Annotated in this window: 18 protein-coding genes and 3 pseudogenes; 9 read left to right on the top strand and 12 right to left on the bottom strand. The window is 68.6% G+C overall.

The window, feature by feature from the left end; genetic code table 11:
* Positions 1–372: 372 nt before the first annotated feature.
* The gene (locus AC07C1_RS38815; protein ID WP_478946841.1) at positions 373–792 is read right to left on the bottom strand and encodes a hypothetical protein; all 420 of its coding nucleotides are present in this window, start codon (positions 790–792) and stop codon (positions 373–375) included.
* Positions 793–1,307: 515 nt separating this feature from the next.
* On the opposite strand from AC07C1_RS38815, the gene AC07C1_RS38810 reads away from it, so the two are divergent.
* From AC07C1_RS38810 to AC07C1_RS38800, 3 genes and pseudogenes are all read left to right on the top strand, one after another.
* Complete coding sequence (locus AC07C1_RS38810; RefSeq protein ID WP_478946840.1) at positions 1,308–4,019, top strand: nSTAND1 domain-containing NTPase; 2,712 nt, start codon at positions 1,308–1,310, stop codon at positions 4,017–4,019.
* Between the two features lie 957 nt (positions 4,020–4,976).
* Positions 4,977–5,195, top strand: coding sequence for a hypothetical protein (locus AC07C1_RS38805; protein ID WP_478946839.1), 219 nt, complete (start codon positions 4,977–4,979; stop codon positions 5,193–5,195).
* Positions 5,196–5,657: 462 nt separating this feature from the next.
* Positions 5,658–5,946 (top strand): annotated as a pseudogene (locus AC07C1_RS38800) (hypothetical protein).
* Between the two features lie 154 nt (positions 5,947–6,100).
* On the opposite strand, the gene AC07C1_RS38795 reads toward AC07C1_RS38800, so the two are convergent.
* From AC07C1_RS38795 to AC07C1_RS38780, 4 genes are all read right to left on the bottom strand, one after another.
* Positions 6,101–6,673 (bottom strand): GNAT family N-acetyltransferase, encoded by a 573-nt coding sequence (locus tag AC07C1_RS38795; protein WP_478946838.1) that lies wholly within the window; start codon positions 6,671–6,673, stop codon positions 6,101–6,103.
* Positions 6,674–7,301: 628 nt separating this feature from the next.
* On the bottom strand, positions 7,302–7,643 hold the full coding sequence (locus AC07C1_RS38790; RefSeq protein ID WP_478946837.1) for a DUF3515 family protein: 342 nt from the start codon (positions 7,641–7,643) through the stop codon (positions 7,302–7,304).
* A gap of 451 nt (positions 7,644–8,094) precedes the next feature.
* Positions 8,095–8,481, bottom strand: a complete 387-nt coding sequence (locus tag AC07C1_RS38785; RefSeq protein WP_478946836.1) for a GntR family transcriptional regulator — start codon at positions 8,479–8,481, stop codon at positions 8,095–8,097.
* Positions 8,478–9,257 (bottom strand): hypothetical protein, encoded by a 780-nt coding sequence (locus tag AC07C1_RS38780; RefSeq protein ID WP_478946835.1) that lies wholly within the window; start codon positions 9,255–9,257, stop codon positions 8,478–8,480. Before AC07C1_RS38780 ends, AC07C1_RS38785 begins: the two co-directional genes overlap by 4 nt.
* A 342-nt stretch (positions 9,258–9,599) precedes the next feature.
* Between AC07C1_RS38780 and AC07C1_RS38775 the strand changes: the two genes are divergently transcribed.
* Both AC07C1_RS38775 and AC07C1_RS38770 read left to right on the top strand, forming a co-directional pair.
* Entirely contained in the window at positions 9,600–9,893 is a 294-nt protein-coding gene (locus AC07C1_RS38775; RefSeq protein WP_478946834.1) for a transposase, read from the top strand.
* Entirely contained in the window at positions 9,881–10,798 is a 918-nt protein-coding gene (locus tag AC07C1_RS38770) for an IS3 family transposase (protein WP_478946833.1), read from the top strand. The genes AC07C1_RS38775 and AC07C1_RS38770 overlap by 13 nt, the downstream gene beginning before the upstream one ends.
* A gap of 127 nt (positions 10,799–10,925) precedes the next feature.
* Here AC07C1_RS38770 and AC07C1_RS38765 read toward each other — a convergent pair whose 3' ends face one another.
* The gene (locus AC07C1_RS38765) at positions 10,926–11,657 is read right to left on the bottom strand and encodes an SDR family NAD(P)-dependent oxidoreductase (RefSeq protein WP_478946832.1); all 732 of its coding nucleotides are present in this window, start codon (positions 11,655–11,657) and stop codon (positions 10,926–10,928) included.
* Positions 11,658–11,748: 91 nt separating this feature from the next.
* Between AC07C1_RS38765 and AC07C1_RS38760 the strand changes: the two genes are divergently transcribed.
* Positions 11,749–12,174, top strand: coding sequence for a MarR family winged helix-turn-helix transcriptional regulator (locus AC07C1_RS38760; RefSeq protein WP_478946831.1), 426 nt, complete (start codon positions 11,749–11,751; stop codon positions 12,172–12,174).
* Positions 12,175–12,841: 667 nt separating this feature from the next.
* Here the strand turns inward: AC07C1_RS38760 and AC07C1_RS38755 are convergent.
* The 3 genes and pseudogenes from AC07C1_RS38755 to AC07C1_RS38745 all read right to left on the bottom strand — a co-directional run bounded on the left by AC07C1_RS38755 (position 12,842) and on the right by AC07C1_RS38745 (position 15,049).
* Positions 12,842–14,300, bottom strand: a pseudogene (locus AC07C1_RS38755) (NF041680 family putative transposase).
* 163 nt (positions 14,301–14,463) lie between these two features.
* Positions 14,464–14,910, bottom strand: coding sequence for a hypothetical protein (locus tag AC07C1_RS38750; RefSeq protein ID WP_478946830.1), 447 nt, complete (start codon positions 14,908–14,910; stop codon positions 14,464–14,466).
* A gap of 34 nt (positions 14,911–14,944) precedes the next feature.
* On the bottom strand, positions 14,945–15,049 hold the full coding sequence (locus AC07C1_RS38745) for a restriction endonuclease fold toxin-2 domain-containing protein (RefSeq protein WP_478946829.1): 105 nt from the start codon (positions 15,047–15,049) through the stop codon (positions 14,945–14,947).
* A gap of 173 nt (positions 15,050–15,222) precedes the next feature.
* On the opposite strand from AC07C1_RS38745, the gene AC07C1_RS38740 reads away from it, so the two are divergent.
* Both AC07C1_RS38740 and AC07C1_RS38735 read left to right on the top strand, forming a co-directional pair.
* Positions 15,223–15,531, top strand: a complete 309-nt coding sequence (locus AC07C1_RS38740) for a hypothetical protein (RefSeq protein WP_478946828.1) — start codon at positions 15,223–15,225, stop codon at positions 15,529–15,531.
* Positions 15,532–15,801: 270 nt separating this feature from the next.
* A complete protein-coding gene (locus AC07C1_RS38735; protein ID WP_478946827.1) occupies positions 15,802–16,161 on the top strand; it encodes a thiamine pyrophosphate-dependent enzyme in 360 nt (119 codons plus the stop codon).
* Between the two features lie 13 nt (positions 16,162–16,174).
* On the opposite strand, the pseudogene AC07C1_RS38730 reads toward AC07C1_RS38735, so the two are convergent.
* The 3 genes and pseudogenes from AC07C1_RS38730 to AC07C1_RS38720 all read right to left on the bottom strand — a co-directional run.
* Positions 16,175–16,543, bottom strand: a pseudogene (locus AC07C1_RS38730) (HipA family kinase); the annotation flags it as partial.
* A 158-nt stretch (positions 16,544–16,701) separates the two neighbouring features.
* Positions 16,702–18,534 carry an FG-GAP-like repeat-containing protein gene (locus tag AC07C1_RS38725; RefSeq protein ID WP_478946826.1) on the bottom strand — a complete coding sequence of 611 codons (1,833 nt, stop codon included), beginning with the start codon at positions 18,532–18,534 and terminating at the stop codon, positions 16,702–16,704.
* A gap of 70 nt (positions 18,535–18,604) precedes the next feature.
* The gene (locus AC07C1_RS38720) at positions 18,605–19,324 is read right to left on the bottom strand and encodes a hypothetical protein (protein ID WP_478946825.1); all 720 of its coding nucleotides are present in this window, start codon (positions 19,322–19,324) and stop codon (positions 18,605–18,607) included.
* Positions 19,325–19,648: 324 nt separating this feature from the next.
* On the opposite strand from AC07C1_RS38720, the gene AC07C1_RS38715 reads away from it, so the two are divergent.
* On the top strand, positions 19,649–20,746 hold the full coding sequence (locus AC07C1_RS38715) for a hypothetical protein (protein ID WP_478946824.1): 1,098 nt from the start codon (positions 19,649–19,651) through the stop codon (positions 20,744–20,746).
* The last annotated feature ends 1 nt before the right edge of the window (position 20,747 follow it).

Below are 20,747 nucleotides of genomic sequence, written 5' to 3'. Positions count from 1 at the left end.
GCAGTGCCTGCACGGCCCCGTCCCCTTGGGGAAGGGAGCACAGCGGCGCGTGGGGTTCCGGCGAGCCGGGCCCGGGCTCGGTTTGCGTCCGGGCTGTCACGGCGGCGGCCGGGGCAGTACCGGGCGGGTCAGGAGTCCGACGGCTGCCGCGCGTCCTGCAGCGTCGAGCCGGGCCGACAGCAGGTTGAGCCAGGCCGGCCACGCTGCGGATCCAAGGTGCGGTAGGTGCGGTTGCTGTCCAGCAGCCCCCGGCGGCGTCCGGCCGTCGACCTCGGCGATCAGTTTCCGGCCGAGGTCGAACGCTTCCCGGTGTCCTGTAGCCGATCTCCGGCGAGACCGGCTACAGCTCACCTCGTGCCTCGTGCCTCGGTGTCAGCTGACGTCCTTGCAGGGCAGTCCGACGGAGGTGTACGTGCCACCGGAGAGCTCCCACCCTTCCGCACAGGTCTGGCCGGTTCCCCTGCCGGACCCCACGACGCCGGGATAGGCACTGTCCTGGCCGTTGACCCTCATGTTGGGACCCCACACGTTGATGTGGCCGTAGAACCGATTCGTGCCGCTGTAGCTGCCGCGGGTCGTGTAGCCGGACGCGTTGCCGGTCACACTGATGCAGACCTTGTGGTTGCATCCGCGCGCATCCTTGATCTGAGCCTCGCTGCCCACCCGAAGACACACGTCCTTCGCGCATGTCCAGCTCGCGCTGGACGCCTGAGCCGTTTCCGCGGCTCCGGCGGCCGCGCCGCTTCCCATGACCATGCCGAACACCGCTGCCGCGACCAGTACCGAACGCATGGAGCCTCCTGTGTGTGACGGTGTGAGGGTGTTACAGGCCGAGGGGTCGTCCCCGGGCCTCGACTCAGGGATAGCCGGAGTTCTTTGTTCGGTGTCCGGACGGCGGCGATGAACAATCAATCGCGGAACATTGCAACGTCGGCTGCCAGCTGCCAGCTGCCGACGCTAGCCGGTCCGGTCAGTGGTGACTCCGGACGCGAGGCGTCCGTGGGACGGAAGAGCCGGACCCCGCCACACCGGCCGGTGACGAGCGGGCCGAAAATCATCGCCCCGGCACCGGTTACCGCCGCGGACAACGACACTTGCTGCAGAACAGTCGGATCGGGGAAAAGATGCCGCGCAAAGAGTCACCGCTTCCGGAGGGCGACGACCCGGTGGTGAGGTTCGCCGCCGAGCTGAGGGAACTTCGCCGGACAGCGGGTGGGCCCTCCTACCGAGATCTCTCGGGACGCGCGCATTATTCGGTGGCGACTTTGTCAAGCGCTGCCGCGGGGCGGAAACTACCGTCCCTGGAAGTGACCCGGGGCTACGTCAGTGCCTGCGGCGGCGACGTGGAGCGATGGGAGGCCCTCTGGCACGCGACGGCCGCCGACATCGCTTTCGCGGAGAACACGGCGGATCCCTGTGCTCCGTCACCGGATCAGGACGACTCGCCCTACCCGGGACTCGCCTCCTTCGGCTCGCGGCAGAGCCGGTTCTTCTTCGGTCGCGAACGCGTGGTCGAGCAGTTGCGAAGGCGGCTCACGGAACAACGGTTCATCGGCGTCTTCGGTGCTTCGGGAGCCGGCAAGTCCTCGGTGCTGCACGCCGGGCTGTTACCGAGCCTGCGATCCGAGGGCCGGGTCGTCGTCACGCTCACACCAGGCGTCCGACCGCTGGAGGAGCTGGCGGTATGTCTGGCGGCCCACGGTGCCACCACACCCGGCCGGCTGCTGGAGGAAATCCGGGCACACCCCGGGAACCTGCATCTCCTCCTGCGTCAGATCGCCAACGAGGGGCCCGAGCGGGGCGAGGTGGTCCTGGTCGTCGACCAGTTCGAGGAACTCTTCACCCTCTGCTCCCGCCACGAGGAACGGAACCACTTCATCGATGCTCTCGTCCTGGCCGCCCGGGCCGAGAACAGTGCGTGCCGCGTCGTCCTGGGAGTCCGGGCGGACTTCTACGCCCACTGCATCGCGCACATCGAACTCGCCAAGGTTCTCGACGCGGCGATGGTGACGCTCGGGCCGATGGATTCCGAGGAACTGCACCGAGCCATCTGCCACCCTGCGGCCGCGGTCGGCTGCCGAGTCGAAGGGCGGTTGCTGGCCTACCTGACCTCCCAGGCCCAGGGCAGCGCCGGGATGCTGCCCCTGCTCTCCCACGCACTCCTGGAAACCTGGCGACACCGCCGGGGCACACTGCTGACCATGGAGGCCTGCCGGACCGCGGGATCCATCGAGCATGCCCTGACCCACACCGCTGAACGGTTCTACGAGGATCTCAGCGCCCGGCAGAAGGACGCAGCCCGGCACCTCTTCCTGCGGCTCGTTGCCGTAGGGGAGGGAACCGAGGACACCAAGCGCCGCATCGGCCGCTCCGAGTTGTCACCGGATCCGGACACCATGGCGATTGTCGACCGCGCCGCCGCCGAACGGTTGATCACCGTGGACGGCCAGCACGTGGAACTGACGCACGAAGCACTCATCCGCGGGTGGCCACGACTCAGCGGGTGGCTCGTGGAAGACCGAGAGCTACTGCGCACCCGTCGGCAGCTGACGGAAGCGGCCGCAACCTGGACGCACCTGGAGCAGGACCCGGGGGCCCTGCTGAGAGGCGTACGCCTGGAAGCGGCTCGCCCCCTGGCGCGGGCCAAGGACGCAAGTCTCACGGCAAGCGAGGAGGCGTTCCTCGACGCGAGTCTGGCAGCGGAGGGGGCGGAATTCGCGGCAGCCGCCCGGCGCAGGCGTCGACGGCGTCTGCTGCTCGCCACGTCGGCGGTGCTTCTCGCGGTGTCCCTGATCACCTCTCTCCTCGCCGTGCACGCCGACCGGGAGGTCACCGCCCAGCGCGACGACGCCGTCGCCCACAACGCGAGTGACGCAGCCACCGAACTGTCGCGCAGGTCACCGGGCCTTGCTGCACGGATCGCCCTGGCCGCCTACCGGCTACAACCGGGCCGGCACAGCCGCGACGCGCTCCTCAGCACGCTGATGTCCACCTGGGTCGCGCACAGGGCCGAGATGTATGCCATCGACGTCAGCCCCGACGGTACCGTGCTGGCAACGGGAGGCCGGGACCGTACCGTGCGCCTGTGGGACGTGCGCGCTCCGCGTCACCCCCGCGAAACGGCGGTCCTCACCGGCTCCAGGGACGCTGTCTACGCGGTCGCCATACATCCCAGCGGCTCCGTACTGGCCAGCGCGGGCGCTGACGGTGTGCTCACCCTGTGGGACATCGCCGACCCGCGCAGACCGCACCGGCTCTCCACCGTGCAGACGCGTACGAAGACGGTGCGCGCTCTGGCCTTCAGTCCGTCGGGGCGGACCCTGGTGAGCGCCGGCAGCAACGGGGACGTGGTGCTGTGGGACACCCGGACCGTCACGAGACCCGTTCGTGGCGTCAGCTTGCGCGGTCATCGGGACGAGGTCCGGTCCGTGGCCTTCAGCGCGGACGGACGGCTCCTGGCGAGCGCGGGAGGCGGTGACGAGCGCGTCATCCTCTGGGACACGACGTCCCCGGGGCGCCCCGTCGAGCGTGCCGAATGGCGAGCTCATACCGCGACCGCCCTCTCCGTCGCCTTCAACCCGCACACCGGTGTTCTCGCCACGTCCGGCGGCGGCGACCGTCCCGTGAAACTCTGGCGTGTCACAGGAGCGCACCGCCCGGTGATGCTCGCCGCGCTGGACGGCCCCTCGGACGTGGTCGGCAGTGTCGTGTTCAGCCCTGACGGCCGCATGCTGGCCGCAGGCAGTGACGACCGCACAGCTCGGATCTGGCGGGTCTCCTCACCTCGGCGGCCGCAGAAGGAGGCCGTGCTCGCGGGATTCACGACAGCGGTTCTCGGACTCAGGTTCACTCCCGACGGAAATCAGGTGGTCACCGGCGTGTTCGACGGGACCGCCCACACACTGCCGACCGACTTCGGTCAACTGGTCACCGATGCGTGCAGATTCGCCGGCAAACCCCTCACCCACGACCAGTGGCGTCACTACCTCGGCGGAGTGCCCTACCGTCAGCCGTGCTGACGGTAGCGGCTTCCGCATCCTGCTCGCCGCCGCGTGCCGGCTGACGAACCTCACGCGGCGCCAGCTCCAAACCGTCAACCCGCACGCCGCCCAGTACGAGCCCCCGGCCCCGCGTCCCAGCACGCCGACCCAGACGAGGTCGTGCGGCTGAGGGGAATCAGTGAGGAGGGCTTGAATTCGGCGACACCGACGCGGGCGCCGGCCCGCAGGAGGCAGCGCATCCCCGTTTGCCGCGCGGCCCTCGGACGGGCAGGAGGCCATGCGCCCCAATCTGCTCGACAGTCCGCAGGTCCATGCCATCGACCTCTTCCGGATCACCGATCACCGATCACCGTAGTCATGACAGGTCAGTCATGAGGCATGCCGGTGACAGTAGCTTGCGCATCCGCCACACCTCGGCCTGCTCACGTGCGCACTGCTCCCTCGACCAGCGGGTCGAACTCGTACTTCGTGACGCCGGTGCCGTCGTCGCGCTGTCTGAGGTTGCCGTCGTAGTGGTAGTGGTAGTGGAGTGGTAGTGCACGGTGGTGTTGGGACGGTTCTGCCGCCTTACTGCTCGGGACCCCGGTCCGCCCGCTCGAAGGCGGGGCCGGCCTTCCAGGGGGGCGCGGGCGGCGCTGATATCCCTCCACGACGGGAGCTGCTGTCGGCGAGCCGGCAGGGCACGGCACTGCGCCGGCGACACCGGAATCGGTGGGGTGGTCTCACGGCGGCCGCAGTCGCCCCGCTGCATCGGATTTCCTCGTGCGGGTGTGTGAGGAACGCGAGCGGGTAGGTGCGCCGACCAGATGCTTCCGCCCGCCGCTGTAGGGCTCGCGCCATGCGATGTTCCGTTCGCAGCCACAGAATGGCGGATCGAGCAAGGAGGAGATCGTGAAGTTGACGCGACGGATTGCGGTCGCAGGCGTTTCTGCCGTGATCGCCGGAGGCGCTGTGTTCGTCGGCGGGAGCTCGGCCATGGCGGCTACTCCTCAGACGGCCGAGCACATCCCGATCCGCAGCACCGCAGTTGGCACCGGCCACGGCTCCGAGCGCCACCACGCTGCCCAGCGGCCCACGGATCCCTGGATCAAGGACCAGCTGGCGACTTTCCATGCCACGTCCAGCCAGCGGCCGGCGGTTTTCGATCCCTGGGTCAAGGACCAGCTGGCCCTGTTCTACCCCGCCACCCGGTGAGTGCCTGGCCTCATGCCCGGATGCTGAGAAACCGTGCTCATGACAGGCCGTGCTCATGACGGTCAGCGGCGATCTCACGCGCCTGCGCGAGGTTCCGCGGCGGGACAGGCGCCTTCAGCGCACGGAGGCTTTGTCGCTCGGGCGCGCATCGCTTCATGGCCGTGCTCCCGGTGCCCACAACGGGATATTCCTCCAGGTCATGGGAGGCCGAACGCCGAGCCGGAGACACGGCAGGGGATCCAGACGCTGCGAGGTCCACCCGGCAGGGGTAGGTGGGCTACACACAGAGCCCGCGGTAATCTCTGGCGCGATCGATGCCCACCTGGGGTGCGATCCATAAGCGCATAGTGCGCGATTCATGTGGTCGCGGCGGGGAAGGGGATGCCAGCAGGCGGCACGGCCGCGCGTCAGCCGGCAGGGACCCGCAAGATGCCCGGAGCTGAAGTCAGCCGGACATAACGGGTGGGACACGAAGCCACGGGGAGCGCCCTGCGCGCAACGCTCGCCGCACTGGACAACGCCCTCGCCGCACTGGACAACGCAGAGGCGGTGCCCGTGGACGAAGCCGAGATGCGCGGCCTGGCTCTCGAACAGTCCCCCGGTCGGTGCCGGTGCCACTGAGGCAGCGCGACGGGAGCTGAGCGGGTGCAGTGCACTGCGCACTGCACCCGCTCACGGTGACCGGGTCGCGCAGCTCCGCGCGGAGGCCGACGTGCTGCTTCGCTTCCTCGACCGCCACGGCACTACGTAGAACCCGGCTGATCCCTCGTACTGTGCCCGAATCGACGCTGATAGGGACGCTGACGCGGTCAGGGGCGATCTGCAGCAGTACGTGGCCGAACGCCTCGTCTACCGGAAGGAATGGCGCCGCGCCGGAGTCACCACCAGCTGGCCGCAGATTCGTCCTAGCGGCCGGCCGTCGGCGTGGCCGTCGGGTGCCACTCGCGGCGGAGGAGGCCGAAGACCCAGGAGTCGGAGACGTCGCCGTTGACGACGCAGTCCTCGCGGAGGGTGCCTTCGCGGACGAAGCCGAGCTTCTCCAGGACCCGGGCGGACGCCACGTTGCGGGTGTCGGTCTCGGCCTGGACGCGGTTCAGGTCCAGGGTGTCGAACGCCCACCGCAGGACGGCGTGCGCGGTCTCCGTGGCGTAGCCGTGGCCCCACGCGGCGGCGTGAAAGACGTAGCCCAGGGACGCGCTACGGAAGTCCGGGTTCCAGCTGGTCAGGCCGCACCAGCCGATGAACGCGCCGTCGGAGACGCGGTCGACGGCCAACCGCGCTCCCGTGCCTTCCTCCTCGACCGTCCGGCAGGCCACGATGAAGCGCTGGGCGCGGGCCGGTTCGGTCCACGGCGGGGAGTCCCAGTAACGCAGCACGTGGGCGCTGCTGTGCAGCGCGTAGAGCGACGCCGCGTCGGCATCGGTGAACGGCCGCAGTCGCAGGCGGGCGGTTTGCAGCTCGGGGGTGGGCAAGGTCATGCGGAGCATCCTGCCGCGTCACGCTCGCCCCCGACCATCCGTTTATCCGGACGGTTGGGGGCGCGTACGTCCGCGGTGACGCCGGACGCGCCGCATGGGCGGTGCGTCCGCAGTACCGTGCCGGCATGGCGAACAAACGGCGGCCGTACTGGCGCACCCTCGGGACGCCGACCAGCCTCGTCCTGTACCGGACCCCGGACGGATGGAGGTACGCCGTCCACTTCACCAGGCCGGCCGGCATCGCCGACGGCACTCTCGCTGGCCCTCCGCCCTCGTCCGAGCCGGACATCGCGCAGGCGGCCCTGGTTCAGAAGGCGGAGGAACTCACCCACGGCCCTCGCACAGCCCGCAGGAGGACGCTGTCGGTTGATTCGGCGGCAGGCTCTTCCCGGTCCCGGCGTGCTTCGGCTCGGCGGGCGGGGCCAAGCGCTGCGAAATGACCGGTGCAGGTACGGGCGCTGCCGACGGACCCCGGGCTGGCCGGGAGCTGGTGGTGTGGGAGCCGGACCGGCTGGCGTTCAAGCTCGCGTGAGCGCGTCGACCAGTTGCAGCGCCAGTTCAGGATGTCGCGACCGATCTCGTCCGCATAGAGGCTCACGTGACGGCCGGCGTCGGAGATGGCGGGGTATCAACCCCGCTTATTGCACGCCTTTTGCTTACTCAGCCTGGACGCGACGCCGGAGACATCGCCGATGACGGCGTTCTTGTCCTTGATCCGCTCCGACACCGTGACCTCGGCCGCCGGATTGCGCCCGTACGTGAGTACCGTCTTCGTCCCGTCATGAGTCTTCTTGACATTCACGACCCAGTCGACCCCCTTGATGGCTTCACACGACGCCGAAACCGGATCAGGAACGTCCTGTATGTTCCCGCACCGGAGAATGACGTCGCCGTCGCCCCATACGGCCGTCCCCTCCTGGTCGGAATCGTTGCGCTCATAACCGCCCAGCCTCTGCGGGATCTCGGCCACCAGGCTTGAGCATGCGCACTGTCACCTCCCGGAGCTGCCGACACGTTGTAGGGGCGCGATGAAAGGTCACACGCCACCGCGAGAGCGGTGGCAGACAGAGCGATCACACCGCCCCGGACCAGACGCCTGCCAGAGGCCATGTTCATGTGGTGTCTCCTCAAGTAAGTGACGGTGCCCGGCAGGCGGCACCCTGCGGACACCTGCCAGGCATACCGGAATCAGTCCGCGCGGACGCTGAGCAGGTCGCCGGACTGGCAGTTCCGTTCGGGGAAGAGCGCGGTGAGGGTGGAGAAGCGAGTTCTTCCAGGACGGACAGGTTGACCACGGTTGTCCCGTCTCCGCCCACCGGTTCGGGCAGGGGCGATGCCGCGCTCGGTCAGCAGCCGGTCCAGGTGACCTGGACCCGTGTTCTCTTACGACGGGGTCAGCACCCGGCGAGTGTGCGGCCATCTCAGCTTTCCCGGTCGCGAAAGGCACGCCGTACGGCCTCCAGTACAGTGCTCTCGTCGAAGCCCAGGGCGGCAGCCCATGCGACGAAGTCTCGGGTTCCCTCGGTGATTTCAGGTGGTTCACCCCAGTGGGTGCCTGGTGGCGGTGGAGCCACCCGCGTTCCCGCGCCGCGGCGGGTCTGGATCAGGGAGGCCGCCTCCAGTTCCCGGTAGGCGCGGGCCACGGTGCCCGCGGCGAGGCCAAGGTCGGCGGCAAGTTGGCGTACAGTCGGCAGGCGCTCGCCCTCTGCCAACCGGCCCGCGCTGATCAGATCGGCGAGTTGGGCGCGGATCTGCTCGTAGGGCGGGACGGGGCTGGAGGTATCGACCCTGACGGCGGCGCCGCTCACGGACGAGCTCCTGCGCCCGTGCGGTGCCGCCGTGCCGCCCGGGGCGAGCAGACGGTGAAGACCATCCAAGGCGCGGCGACCAGGGAGACCAGCGCAAGGGGCAGGAGAACGACGTCGGCCATGATGCCGGCCGTGCTGTGGCACGTCGTGCTCGACAGGGCGCCCGCAGCCGTCGCGGCAGTGCCCAGCAGCGAGGTGGAGACGACGATGCCCCAGGAGGCCACAATCGCCAGCGAGCGGTCGTGTCGTGAGTGCTCGTCGCCGGGCCGCGTGGCGATCCTTCGCAGCGACCAACCGCATGCAGACGTGGCGAGGGCGAGGGCAGCCAGTATGGGCACGCCGTAGTGCAACCCGGGCCAAGGACCATGCTCCTCGGTCATGCCGCGGCAGCTGAAGGTGAGTTGGCGGCCCGACCGCCCGAGGTCGTCCGGCATGGCCGCCGCTCCGGCGATCGCCAGCAGGGCCACCAGAGCGACCGCGAGGACGAGCAGCAGCAAGGTCATGCGGGGCGGCACATAGTCGCGGACCCGCCGGGGCGTGAGGCCAGCGGTGCGTACGCTGCTGCGGGCCGGCACAGTCAGCGCATCCCCCAGCAGCACGCCGCCGACAGCGCACAGGCCGAACGCCGGGATAGCGTAGAGCACGCCCCCGCCGTGGTGAATCGGGAACAGCAGGCAAGCAGCCAGAGCGCCCACAGCCAGACCCGTCCAGCGGGCGTACCGGTCGATCTGGCCTCGGGAAGCGGTCGGTGCGGCGTTCACGTCGAAATCAGCCATAGAGATACCCCCGTACACAGGCGCCTACACCCTTTGCTTGTATCAGTTGGTGAGTACAAGATGCCACCCAGGCAGGATTGTGTCAACTGCTTGCTACAAGTCGACGCTGATCAAGTCAATCGCTATCGGCGCTTCAGGGCGGCGATGGACGTACGGCGAGATGCTCGCGGCGATGCCCGAGAGAGACGGTGCGGCAGGAAGCGGTCCTCGCTACGAGCCCCCGGACTTCACCGGTGTCCTGCCGGCACCTGGGCTGGTGCACCTCCCCTACGAAACCTCGTTGGAGGGGAACCGGGCACTGCCCCTCCCCTCGTAGCGTGAAGACCGCGACTGCAGGGGAAGTTGGGAGTCAGGGCGGAGAAGCGACGGAAGTTCGATCCGGAGTTCCGTGAGGCGGCTGTACGGATCGTCACGGAGACCGGCAAGACGATCGCGGAGGTCGCCGAGGACCTGGGGATCAACGAGACCACCCTGGCGAGCTGGGTCTCCCGCGCCCGTGGGGCAGGGACACCGGCTGGCGGGAGTGACGAGCTGGATCGGCTACGGCGGGAGAACGCCCAGCTCAAGCGGGACAACAAGGAACTGGTCATGGAGCGTGATGTCCTCAAACGCTGCATGGTCCTGTGGGTGAAGTAGCCGTGGCGGACCCGGCACAAGTGGTCGGGGTGATCAGCGACTTCAGGACCGAGCACGGCATTTCGCACCGCGTCTCCTGCCGCGCTCTGGGCGTGAGCGAGTCGTGGTTCTACAAGCACCGCACCCGCCGGCCCACCCGGCGTGAGCTGCGCAGACAGCATCTGATCGAAGCAGTGAAGGGAGAGTTCGACGACTCCGGCGGCACCTACGGCTCGCCAAAGATCTGGATCAGGCTGGTGATACAGGGCTGGCGGGTCTCGGTGAACACCATCGAGAAGATCATGGCCGAGTTCGGCCTGGTCGCGCGGAAGGTGCGCAGACGGCGGGGGCTGACCCGCCCAGGGAAGCGCACGGCCGCGCCGGACTTCGGGCGCCGCGACTTCACCGCCGAGGCGCCCGACCTGGTCTGGTGCGGGGACATGACGGAGATCGAGACCGGTGAGGGCAAGCTGTACCTGGCTACGGTCATCGACCTGTTCTCCCGCCGCCTGCTCGGGTATGCAATGGGTGCCCGTCACGATGCCGAACTGGTCGTCGCCGCCCTGCACATGGCCGCGGCGACCCGCGGCGGCGACGTGCGCGGTGTCATTTTCCACACGGACCGCGGCAGCGAGTACGGCTCACGGAGGTTCCGCCGGGCCTGCCGCCGACCGGGCGTCTTCCAGTCCATGGGCCGGGTCGGCTCGTGCTTCGACAATGCCGTCAGCGCGTTCAACAGCGTGCTGAAGGTCGAGTACGTCCACCGGCACATCTTCGCCACCCGCACCGAGGCCCGGATCCGGATCGCGACCTGGATCACTGACTTCTACAACGGCCGTCGGCTACACAGCGTATGCGGCTTCAAGAGCCCGGTCGACTACGAACACGACTACTGGGCCCGCCTCAGCGAGGGGCTGGCCGCATAGGAAGGCCTCCACGATTCGAGAGGATTGACAGGCCCCAGCGCACCCGAGGTTGAGACTGGTAGCCCTACGCATGCCGCCGAGGTCTTTGGGATGGTGTGCCATCCGGCCCTGGCCCGGCGCCAACTCGTTAGATCATGCCTCCGGCGGCGTTGATGGTCTGGCCGGTGATCCAGCGGGCGGCGTCGGAGGCCAGGAACGCGACGACGTCGGCGATGTCGGCTGGTTCGCCCAGGCGGCCCAGCGGCGTGCGGGCCTTGGCATCGTCAATGACGTGCGGGGGCACGGTGGCTATGACGTCGGTACGGGTCAGGCCGGGCAGGACGCTGTTGACCGTGACGGATCTCGAGCCCACCTCCCAGGCCAGCGTACGGGCGAGTTGGTCACCGGCGGCCTTGCTGGCGGCCAGCAGCGCCATGCCGGGCAGCGGCGACACGGTCAGGGCGGAAGAGATCAAGATGATCCGGCCGTGGTCGCTGATACGCTGCGCGGCCTCGCGCAGGGCGACGAACGTGGCCCGCACGTTGGCGTGCAGGTACTGGTCGAAGTCGTCATCCGTGGCGCGGGCCAGCGGCCCAGCGGTCGCCGTGGCCGCGTTGTTCACCCACACATCCACCCGGCCGTACTGGCTCTCGGCCGCATCGAACAGTTCCGTGACCGCCTCGGGGCGGGTGATGTCAGTGCGGACCGCGGTGACCTGCCCGCCCGCGTCCTCGATCTGGTCCACCGCCTGCGCGGCCGTCTCCTGGTCGCGGGAGCCGATGACGACGCGCATCCCCGCCGCGGCGAGCCGGCCGCTGATCGCCCGTCCGATTCCGCGCGATCCGCCGGTGACGACTGCGACCCGATCCTCGATACGCATGACCCCTCCAATTGGTCGATCCTATGGATAGTCCATAGCATCGACTAATTTGGTAGAGGGTGTCAACTGTCCAGGTAGTAGACTGCCTGCCATGGCCGCCGCATCCGATGACAAACTCGTCGAGACGCTGATCGGTGTCTTCATGGAGATCGACGGCCTGTTCAGCACAGCGAGCCGCCAGCTGGGACTAACGCCCCAGCAGGCGCAACTGCTGTGCTTCGCCCAACATCTGCAGCCGTCCTTCGGTGAGCTCGCGACCCTGCTGCACTGCGACAAGACCAACATCACCGGCCTGGTCGACCGGCTTCAGCGGCGCGGCCTGCTCACCCGCCAACCCGACCCCAACGACCGCCGGATGACCCGCGTCCACCTCACCCCCCAGGGCGAGGCGGTCACCGGCCAGTTCCAGCAGGCCATCAACACCACCCTGACCACCCGCTTCAGCTCCTGGCCCAGCACCCAACGAGACAGCCTCGTCCACCTGCTCCAATCCGCCACAACGGCACTACGACCCTGACCTCAGCGGCCACCTCCGACCCCAACACGCCACCAGCCCCGCAAAGCCGATCAGACCCCAGGGTCACCGCACCGCGTAACCTCACCATGAAGCCGGAACCACGCCCCCGATTTACACCGGACTCCGGACGCCACCCTCACTGAGGTTGAGGGATTCTCAGCGATGCTTGACGAGTCGGGATCCGTCAGCCGACGCTGCGGGCGCGCGGCACGGGCCGCGGGGCCCTCGGATGACGCGGTGTTCTGTCCGATCGGGCGAGCCTTGGAAGAAAGGGCATCGCTCACGGATGTCGGGCCAGACTCGGTGGACCGTCACCTGATGCCAGTGACACCAGCTCCCGCCAGGGGGCCTCAGTCCAGGCACTTAATCCACTCTGGACGCACACCCAGCGGCCCGCCTCAGGATTCAGCCCCCTACCAGGCTGAGGGCAGGCGGAGTCCCGGCGGCAAGGCGACCCGCTCGGGACCAGGCCAGTGAGCACCACACCGTCCGCACGGTGGAAGTTGACCGTGCCGCCACAGAACCACGCGCCGGCGAAGTTGACCGTACCGCCGGAGAACTGCGCGGCGTAGAGGTGGCACCTGGAGACTCTTCGCCAGATGCTCACCGACTCATCCGATCACCCGCCTACCCTGCGGGCACGCACCTGAACGACCTAGCTTGATCTTTAACCTGTGCGGCGGGGTTTTGGGGTGGTTGACTTCTTCGTTTGCCGTTTCGCTGACTGCGTCTTGCGGGGTGTGTGCACGTCGTGGCGTTGGGTTGGGCGGGTGTTCTTGCGGCCTGGTGGTCGTCCGGGGCCGGGGCGGGAGGGTTTTGGTGCTCTGGCCGGGCAGGCGGTCTCGGGCGGATGTGCCGGAAGTCGCGGCGGACGCGGGCGGGGGTGAGTCTGTCCGGAGAGCTTGGTTTCTCCCAGGGGCGGCGTAGGTCTGCTGCGAGTGGGCGGGCGAGACGGAGTTGGGTGTAGGTGGCGAGGATCAGCCAGGTCCATCGGTCGGCTGCTTCGGGGATGCGGATCTTCGGGGTGGTCCAGCCGAGGGTCTGTTTGAACAGACGGAAGGTGTGCTCGATGTCGAAGCGCCGCAGGTATGCCTGCCAGAGGCGGTCGATGTCCGTGGTGCCGGCGTCGGTGCCGGACCACCACAGCCATGCCGGTTTGGGTGTTGCTCCGCTGGTCAGGTGGTCGATGTCCAGGCGGATCACGGTTCCTTCCACGATGGGCAGGGTGCCGTCGGCCGCGGCCCAGGAGGAGCGGTGGGTGAGCCTGGGATGGAGCCGGTTCCAGGAGCGGGGGGTGGCGGTGCCGTAGAGGCGGATGTCGGTGACGGTTTCGGTGTCCGGGGTGCCCCAGGTGTCGGGTTGGCCGAAGACGAACTGGCCTCCGTGTCGCGGTGGGCGGCCCATGATGTGCGGCTGCCGCCGCGGGGCAGCCCTGCGTAGGACGCGGTCCGAGCGCATCCGGGCCAGCACCTGCACCGGCAGGTCTTTGAGCAGGAACGCGAGACGGGGTGCGTCGTACCCGGCGTCCGCGACGATGAGGATGTCCGGGTCGCCCGGCTGCAACTGCCCCGCGGTGATCAGTCGCTGAAGCAGATCGCGCAGCCGGCGGGCGGTGACGGTGGCGGTGTCGTCGCCAGGCGACAGGCGGAGTGCGTCCAGGGGTGCGGACCACGAACTGCGGCCGGGCTCGAGCGCGCAGACGATCGAGTAGGGCCAGCCGGGTACCGGGATGTGCTGGTCCTTGCCCCGGCCGTAGGTGTGACACAGGACCCCCGGTCCGGTGAGGTGTGTGCGTCGGGTCGCAGCCCGCAGGTGATGTCGACGGCCAGGAGCAGCCGGCCGTCGTCGGCCCGTGGCACTGGCACCGAGGCCAGGGCCCGCCGCAGCCGGTCCGCATTCACCCGGCCGCGGGCCACAGCCCCATAGAGCCCGCCATGGCCGCGGCGTTGTTCGCCGACAAGTGACAGCTCGGGCAGTGACCTCACCGGTCCGTCGCCGCACAGAACGGCATCGGCCAGCTCGAACAACACGTCCGAACGGGCGGTGAGACAGGAGTAGAACTCGCCCCGAAAGCATGACAGTTCCGCCAACGGCTGCCGTTGGACGTCACGATGCAGCAGACTCATCGCCTTCGTGCTGGACGTGTGTGTTCCTTGGTCGGAGCACATGTTCAGACGAAGGCCGCTTCCGTGTACGGCGGATACCGGACCGAGTGATCAAGTTCGACGCACCATTCGACGCCGGACGTTAAAGATCAAGCTAGTGCCGGCCGCCGCGTCATCGGCATCCTCAGTCGAGGCCACCCGTATCTTCGATGTGCTGGACGAAGGCCGCGACGATCCGGGGGCGGGTGGCATCGGGGACGAGCGTGCGCTCCAGGCCTTCCTCGATTCCCCATTCCGTGTTGAACATGACCGGGACGTCCGCTGGTGCCACGTCGGTCCTGAGCCACAGGGCGAACCGCGCCGCCAGGTGGGCGTCGCAGCCCAGGATGGACACGCCCTCGGGTTCCAGGCTGGCCAGGCCTTCCAGGGTCTCGTCGTCGAGAGTGACCCCGAAAATCATCGACGCCCCGCGGACCGGTCCGTCTCCCTCCTCCTCGACGCGGGTGAACGCGTCTGGATTCCGCTCGCGCAGCCGCGCTTCAAGTCCCTCGAAGATCAGGCCCCAGCTCTGTCCGTGGGGAGGGGTGAAGACGAACATGGTGCGCAGTTGCGCGATCTCTTCCGGTTCCATGACGGTGCTTTCCTGGATGTGGAGGTGAGGGTGGTCAGGGCACGTAGCGGGCGTGACCTTTGACGCCGTAGGCGGCCATCATGATGCGCCAGTACGGGACGGAGTCCTGGTTGTTGGTGACCGTTTCGAGGCCACGCATCTCCTTGTTGCGCGGTACTGATCGACACCGCTGGTCTCACCGACGACCTCTGGCAGGTTTTCGGCGTTGTGGCTGGCCCGGGGGCTGCAATCGGGGCCGGACGGCTGCGCGCCGATCCCGGGCGTGAAGGGACTCTGCTGCAGGAGCTCGGCCGCGACTTTGTCGTCACGTTTGTGGAGTTCCTCGGAGGCGTTGAGCAGGGCGCCCGCGCCGCTGGCCATCACCTGGTGGGCGAACCCGCACTGGTCGAAGACCGTCTTGACGGCGGTACACCTGGGCAAAGGCTCGCCGGCCGCACCGTCACCGGCCATACCGCCGTGGGCACTGAGTTCGGTGAACAGCAAGCCCACCATGTCGTAGATCAGGTCCCGAAGCCCGACCATCGACCAGGACGCGTTGACGAAGTTCGCCGTCTGATGCCGCAGATCACCCATTCCCCCGTAGCCCTGGCCGACGCAGGTGATCACGGTACCCGGGCGTGAACAGCGAGCTCGGACCAAGGGGAGACGTTGAGCCACGAGCGACGGTATGTCGTTCGCATAGCTATAAGCTGCGCCTGCACTTGTTCCACGTCAAAGGGGGGCTGGCATGGGACTCACCTCCATCCAGTGGGAGTGAACCCCAGGCGACAGGGTCTGTCAGTGGGCGGGGCTACCGTCAGCTCGTGGCACGTACAGGCGAGGCCGGGCACACCGGCGGTCCCCCCCTGGCCGTGGTGAGCGGAGGCATCGGCTGGGGCACCCCCGGCCGCGGTGGGCGTCGCGCTCGGAGACCGAGACAGGGGCGTCGAACGGCCGGTGATCGGCCTGATCGGCGACGGCTCCTTCCAGTATTCCGTGCAGGCCATCTACACGGCAGCCCAGCACAACCTACCGATCGTATACGTCGTGATGCGCAACCAGGAGTACTCCATCCTCAAGTCGTTCGCCGTGCTGGAGGAGACGCCGGGCGTGCCGGGGCTCGACATGCCCGGGCTCGACATCGCCTCCGTTGCGGCTCGACTTGCCCGGGCTCGACATCGCTTCCGTCGCCAGTGGCTTCGGATGCCGCGCCGTCGATGTGGAGACGACAGAGGACCTGAAGCGGGAGGGCGCGACGCTGCGCCAGGATGACGTCACACAGGCCGCCCGCCTCCCGGGGGTCCACCAGGAAGCTGCCGGCGAGTTCCAGGGTGAGGTCCACGGCGGCCGGCAGACGGTCCATGCCGAGGTTGACGCCCGCGCTGGCGCGATGCAGGTCGCGCACCTCCTGGTGCGGCTCGGCGGCGGCGACGGCCGGGTCGAAGTGGACCAGCACCAGCTCCGGGAAGCGCAGGCCGAGAGCGCGGGCGAGTTCACCGACGACGACCTCGGCGACCAGCGCCTTGTGGCCCTGCGCGGAACCGGTGAACTTCACGACGTACGTGCCGGGGTCGTCGGCCTCGACGACCCCGGGCACGGAGCCACCGGAGTGCAGGGGCTCGATGTAGCGGGTGGCAGTGACCTCTCTCGGCAATTTCGAAGGCCCCGTCGGGTACTCGCCTTATATTGCATGACTACCTCCGAGGTGTGGCAATCCGCGGAAACGCCCGCGATCACCTCTGGCGCGCCCCCTGCTCCCGGCCTCCGGCATGAAGTGGGCATAGTAACCAGGCGTGACGGCTTCAGCTCGGGTCACCGGGTCCGGAAGCGGCGGAAGAGGTTGCGGGCCACGTACACGCCCGGGCCGCCGAATCCGACGATGTCGACGCGTCCGTCGCCGGTGACGTCGGCGAGGAGGCGGGGGTGGCGGTCGACCCGCCAGGCGCCGGCGTCGTCGTCGTACCCGAACCCGCGGCACACCAGCTGGGCCGGCTCGAAGCGGCCGTCGCCGCGGTTGTGCGACACCCAGACACCTTCGTCACCGAAGCCGACGATGTCCGGGTTGCCGTCACCGGTGACGTCGGCGAGGAGGCGAAGATGCTTCCCGCCTGTCCACCCCTGCGCGAGCCCGAAGTCGTTCAGGATGAGCTCGGCGGGCTCGAACGTGCCGTCGCCGCGCCCGCGTGAGACGACGACGCCCTGCGGGCCGAACCCGACGAGGTCCGCCGCCCCGCCACCGGTGGTCGCCACCAGGAACCGGGGGTGTTCCTGGACGGAGCTCCATCCCTGGTCGACTCCGAAGTCGTCGAGGACGTACAGGGGCTCGGCGAACGTGCCGTCCTCGTCCTGAAGGGACACCCAGACGCCGTCGTCGTGGCAGCCGGCCATGTCGGCGCGTCCGTCGCCGGTGGTGTCGACGAGGAAGCGGGGATGCTTGTCGGCGAGCCACCCGCCCGCCTTCTCGTCGTGGCCGAACGCCCGGAGAACGGGTTCGTCGGAAAGTGATGCGAACGTGCCGTCCTCGTCCTGGAGCGAGATCCGGACACCGTCGTCGTGGCAGCCGACGATGTCCAGCCTGCCGTCGCCGGTGGTGTCGACGACGAAGCGGGGATGCTTGTCGGCGAGCCACCCGCCGGCCTGCGGGCTGTGCCCGAACGCCTCGAGGACCAGCCTGCCGCCGGCAGGCGCGAACGCCCCGCTCTCGTCCTGGACCGATACCCGGACACCGTCGTCGGTGAGCACGACGACGTCGGGCCTGCCATCGCCCGTCATGTCGACCAGGGTCCACAAGTCGGCGGGCGCAGAGGAGGGGCCGCAGGGATGCAGGACGCGCTCCTCGTCGTCGAACGTCCCGTCCCCTCTGCCGGCCGACGTCACAGCCCCCTTCGCGGGTTTCAGCCCCACGATGTCCGCCCGCCCCGCTCCGGTGGTGTCGGCGAGGAACCGCGCACCGAGTCCGGCCCACCAGGTGGGTTGCCCACCAGGAGAGGGGCTGGGCCCGTCACTCTTCCACCCACCGGCGTCCTGGTCGCTGCCGAACCGCCCCAGGACGAGCAGCATGTCGCTGAAGGAGGGCGTCGCGTCGGGTGCCGGCCGCACCGCCGTCGAGCGGGCCAGACGCCAGGAGCGGCGGCCGTTCCAGTGGCTCAGGGCTCTCCAGCGCAGCACGGGGTCGCTGATGCGCTCCGGTTCGGCCGTCACGAACCGCCAGCGCTGGCTCTCCGCGTTTTCGTCGTACTCGCGCAGGACGACCCGGGTGTCGTCCGGGCCGGGGCCGGCGAGGTCGAGAACGGCACCATCGGTCACCGCCTCGATGAGATAGTGGCCCGCTTCCCCCTCGACGGCGACGAGGTGCCATTGCTGGCCCTCATTGCCGGCGGTGGCGTCCCACTGGCGCACGCCGCGGTCCGCGGCGGCGGGGTCGTCGAGCACCTTCCCGCTGACCGCACTGCGGATCACGTATGCCTTTTCGTCCGGCGTGGCCTGCACCGGGGTGAGCTGCCACTGCTCGGGGCTCGGGCCGCCGTCGGGGTGGTCGCGGACGACGAGCGTGCCGTCCGCGCCCGGCGCGGCCCCGGCACCGAGGGTCTCCCCCGTGGCGGCGTTGACGATCTCCAGTTTCAGTTCTTCCATGGGCACGGGCATCGTGGTGCCTCTTCCAGGCGGTGCGGACGTTGGCTGGGGACGGGAGTGGCCTGCCGGCGGTGGCCGCGGTTCACGTGAAGACGTGGTGGTAGGGGACGCTCCACTCGTTGGGCAGCCGCGGGTAGAACGTGTTGATGACCGTCCCGGTGAAGTCCCCGCCCCAGTTGTAGGTGACGCGCACCTCGCTGTCGGCCGTCACCGCGTGGTCCTTGAACCCGAGGATGGTGTCGGGGTGGGTGATCGGCACGAACGTGATCCCGCCCCACGGCGTCACCGTGACGACCCAGAGCTGGGTGTCCTCGGGCGCGCCGTTCTTCCCGCGCCAGTTGTCGCCGACCTTGTCGGGCAGGCCGACCTGGACGGTGTCCGCGGTGCTCCTGGGGGCGTCCTGGTGGACGGTGATGCGCCTGCGCCGCGGCTTCGGCGTCCCGTCGTCGCCGCGGCCGGTGTCGGGCCGGCCCGCCGGGGGCGGTGCGGGCGTCACCTGGCCGGCGGCGCTCTCGATGAAGTACAGCGGCCGCTGCCCGAAGAAGCCGGCGGGGCTGATGTACCAGAGGTGGCCCTTGGCCTCCTTGGTGGCCGGGTCGAGTGCGGTGGCCAGTTCGACCCCCTTGTCGTGGCTCGCCTCCGCCAGTTCGGCGGGCCGCAGATAGCCGCCGTTGAAGGCGTGGACGAGCATGACCGGCCGGTTCTCGACGAGCGCCGCGACGACGGCGTTGTCGTAGCTGTTCACCGCTACCGGGCCGCCGACCACCAGATTCGTCATCGCCGTGCGTTCTTGGGTGTACATCGCGGAAACCTCACCTGTTCTGGATGCGGAGAACAACACATCAGGCGCTCAGCGCCCCGCCTATCACTCGAACTGACCGAGGCCGCAAATCTGCGCGCGGGGCTTTCGGGATTCAGCATCCGAGCGATCGACAGCTCCGCAACATACTGCCGAATGCGGTGAGTTGAGCGCTCGGGGAGTTTTTGTCACTCGATTGAGCGTGATACAGGAAGAGGCCCTCGGTGGACAATGGAGGCCGTGCTAGTTTCACTTCCCGGTCGCGCCGGATTACCGTTTTCCATTTCACCCTGGCAGGGTTTGACGAACATCAGTCGAGGACAGGGAATGCCTTCTACCGCGTACCTCCTGGAACGGGCCAAACGCCGTCCGTTGACGAAGAAGAACCTGCGGGAACTCGACATCGAGCAGACTTGGCAGTCCATCCTGAGCCACCCCAGGCTGGTCTATGTCGACAGCAGCGGTGTGAAACACAAGCCCGTCGGGTTCTCCGTGAACAAGTCCAGCTTCGGCACCTTTCCCGGCTCCGCGTTCGAGTTGGGCTGGCTCGCCTACATGAACCTCGGAGAGCCGCTGATCGAGGAGCGGGGCGACGTCGGCCAGCCGCCGCCCGACACGTTCTCCTCGCGCAGCTACGTCAACCGCAGCCAGACGTCCAAGATGAACTTCACCGACTCGGTCGATTTCACCGTGTCGAACGGGGTCACGTGGTCGCTGCACGGGGAGGCCAAGCTCACCTTCGGCGGCAGCGTCAGCGCCTCGCTCCAGCTGCAGCTGCAGAACCAGCTCCGACTGGACCTCCAGTCGCAGTTCGGGACGCAGATGCGCAACGACATGGCGAACAAGAACGCGACCACCGTGACCAACAAGAACAGCAAGGACAGCGTCGGGGTCGACAACGCCAACGCCACCGAGACGGCCACGACGAACTCGGCCGGGAACTCCGCGACGAACACGGTGACCAACTCGGTGGGGTTCACGACGACGGGCAGCGCCACCGGTACCGCGTCACTCAACGCCTCGTTGCTGCTGGGCATCTCGGGCTCGGTCGGCGGCTCGCTGACCACGAGCTGGGCCTCTAAGTCCCAGATCTCCGGCGAGGTCCCGCCGGGCTCCCGCGTGCAGACCATGGTGACGCAGCGGCGTACCCGCAAGCAGTACCTCTACGAGATCCCGGTGACGTTCTCCGGACTGATCGCGGTGAGATACGACGTACCGGTGGCGGTGCTGGCTCCCCCGCAACCGGGGACCCCCGCCGACGATCGCGTGGTCGCCCGGGACATCGGCGACATCGACCTGACGGGCAGCGGCGACTTCCGGATGAAGGGACTGGCGGAGGTCGTCTCCGCCCTGGAGGTCGACCACACGATGTTCGACGGCGAGAGCCTGACGGACAGCCCACGAGCGCTGTACAAGCAGCCGTGAC

The sequence above is a fragment of the Streptomyces sp. NPDC045022 genome (assembly GCF_056432605.1).
The sequence above is the reverse complement of the archived record's forward strand: the minus strand, read 5'-3'. Positions and strand labels throughout refer to the sequence as shown.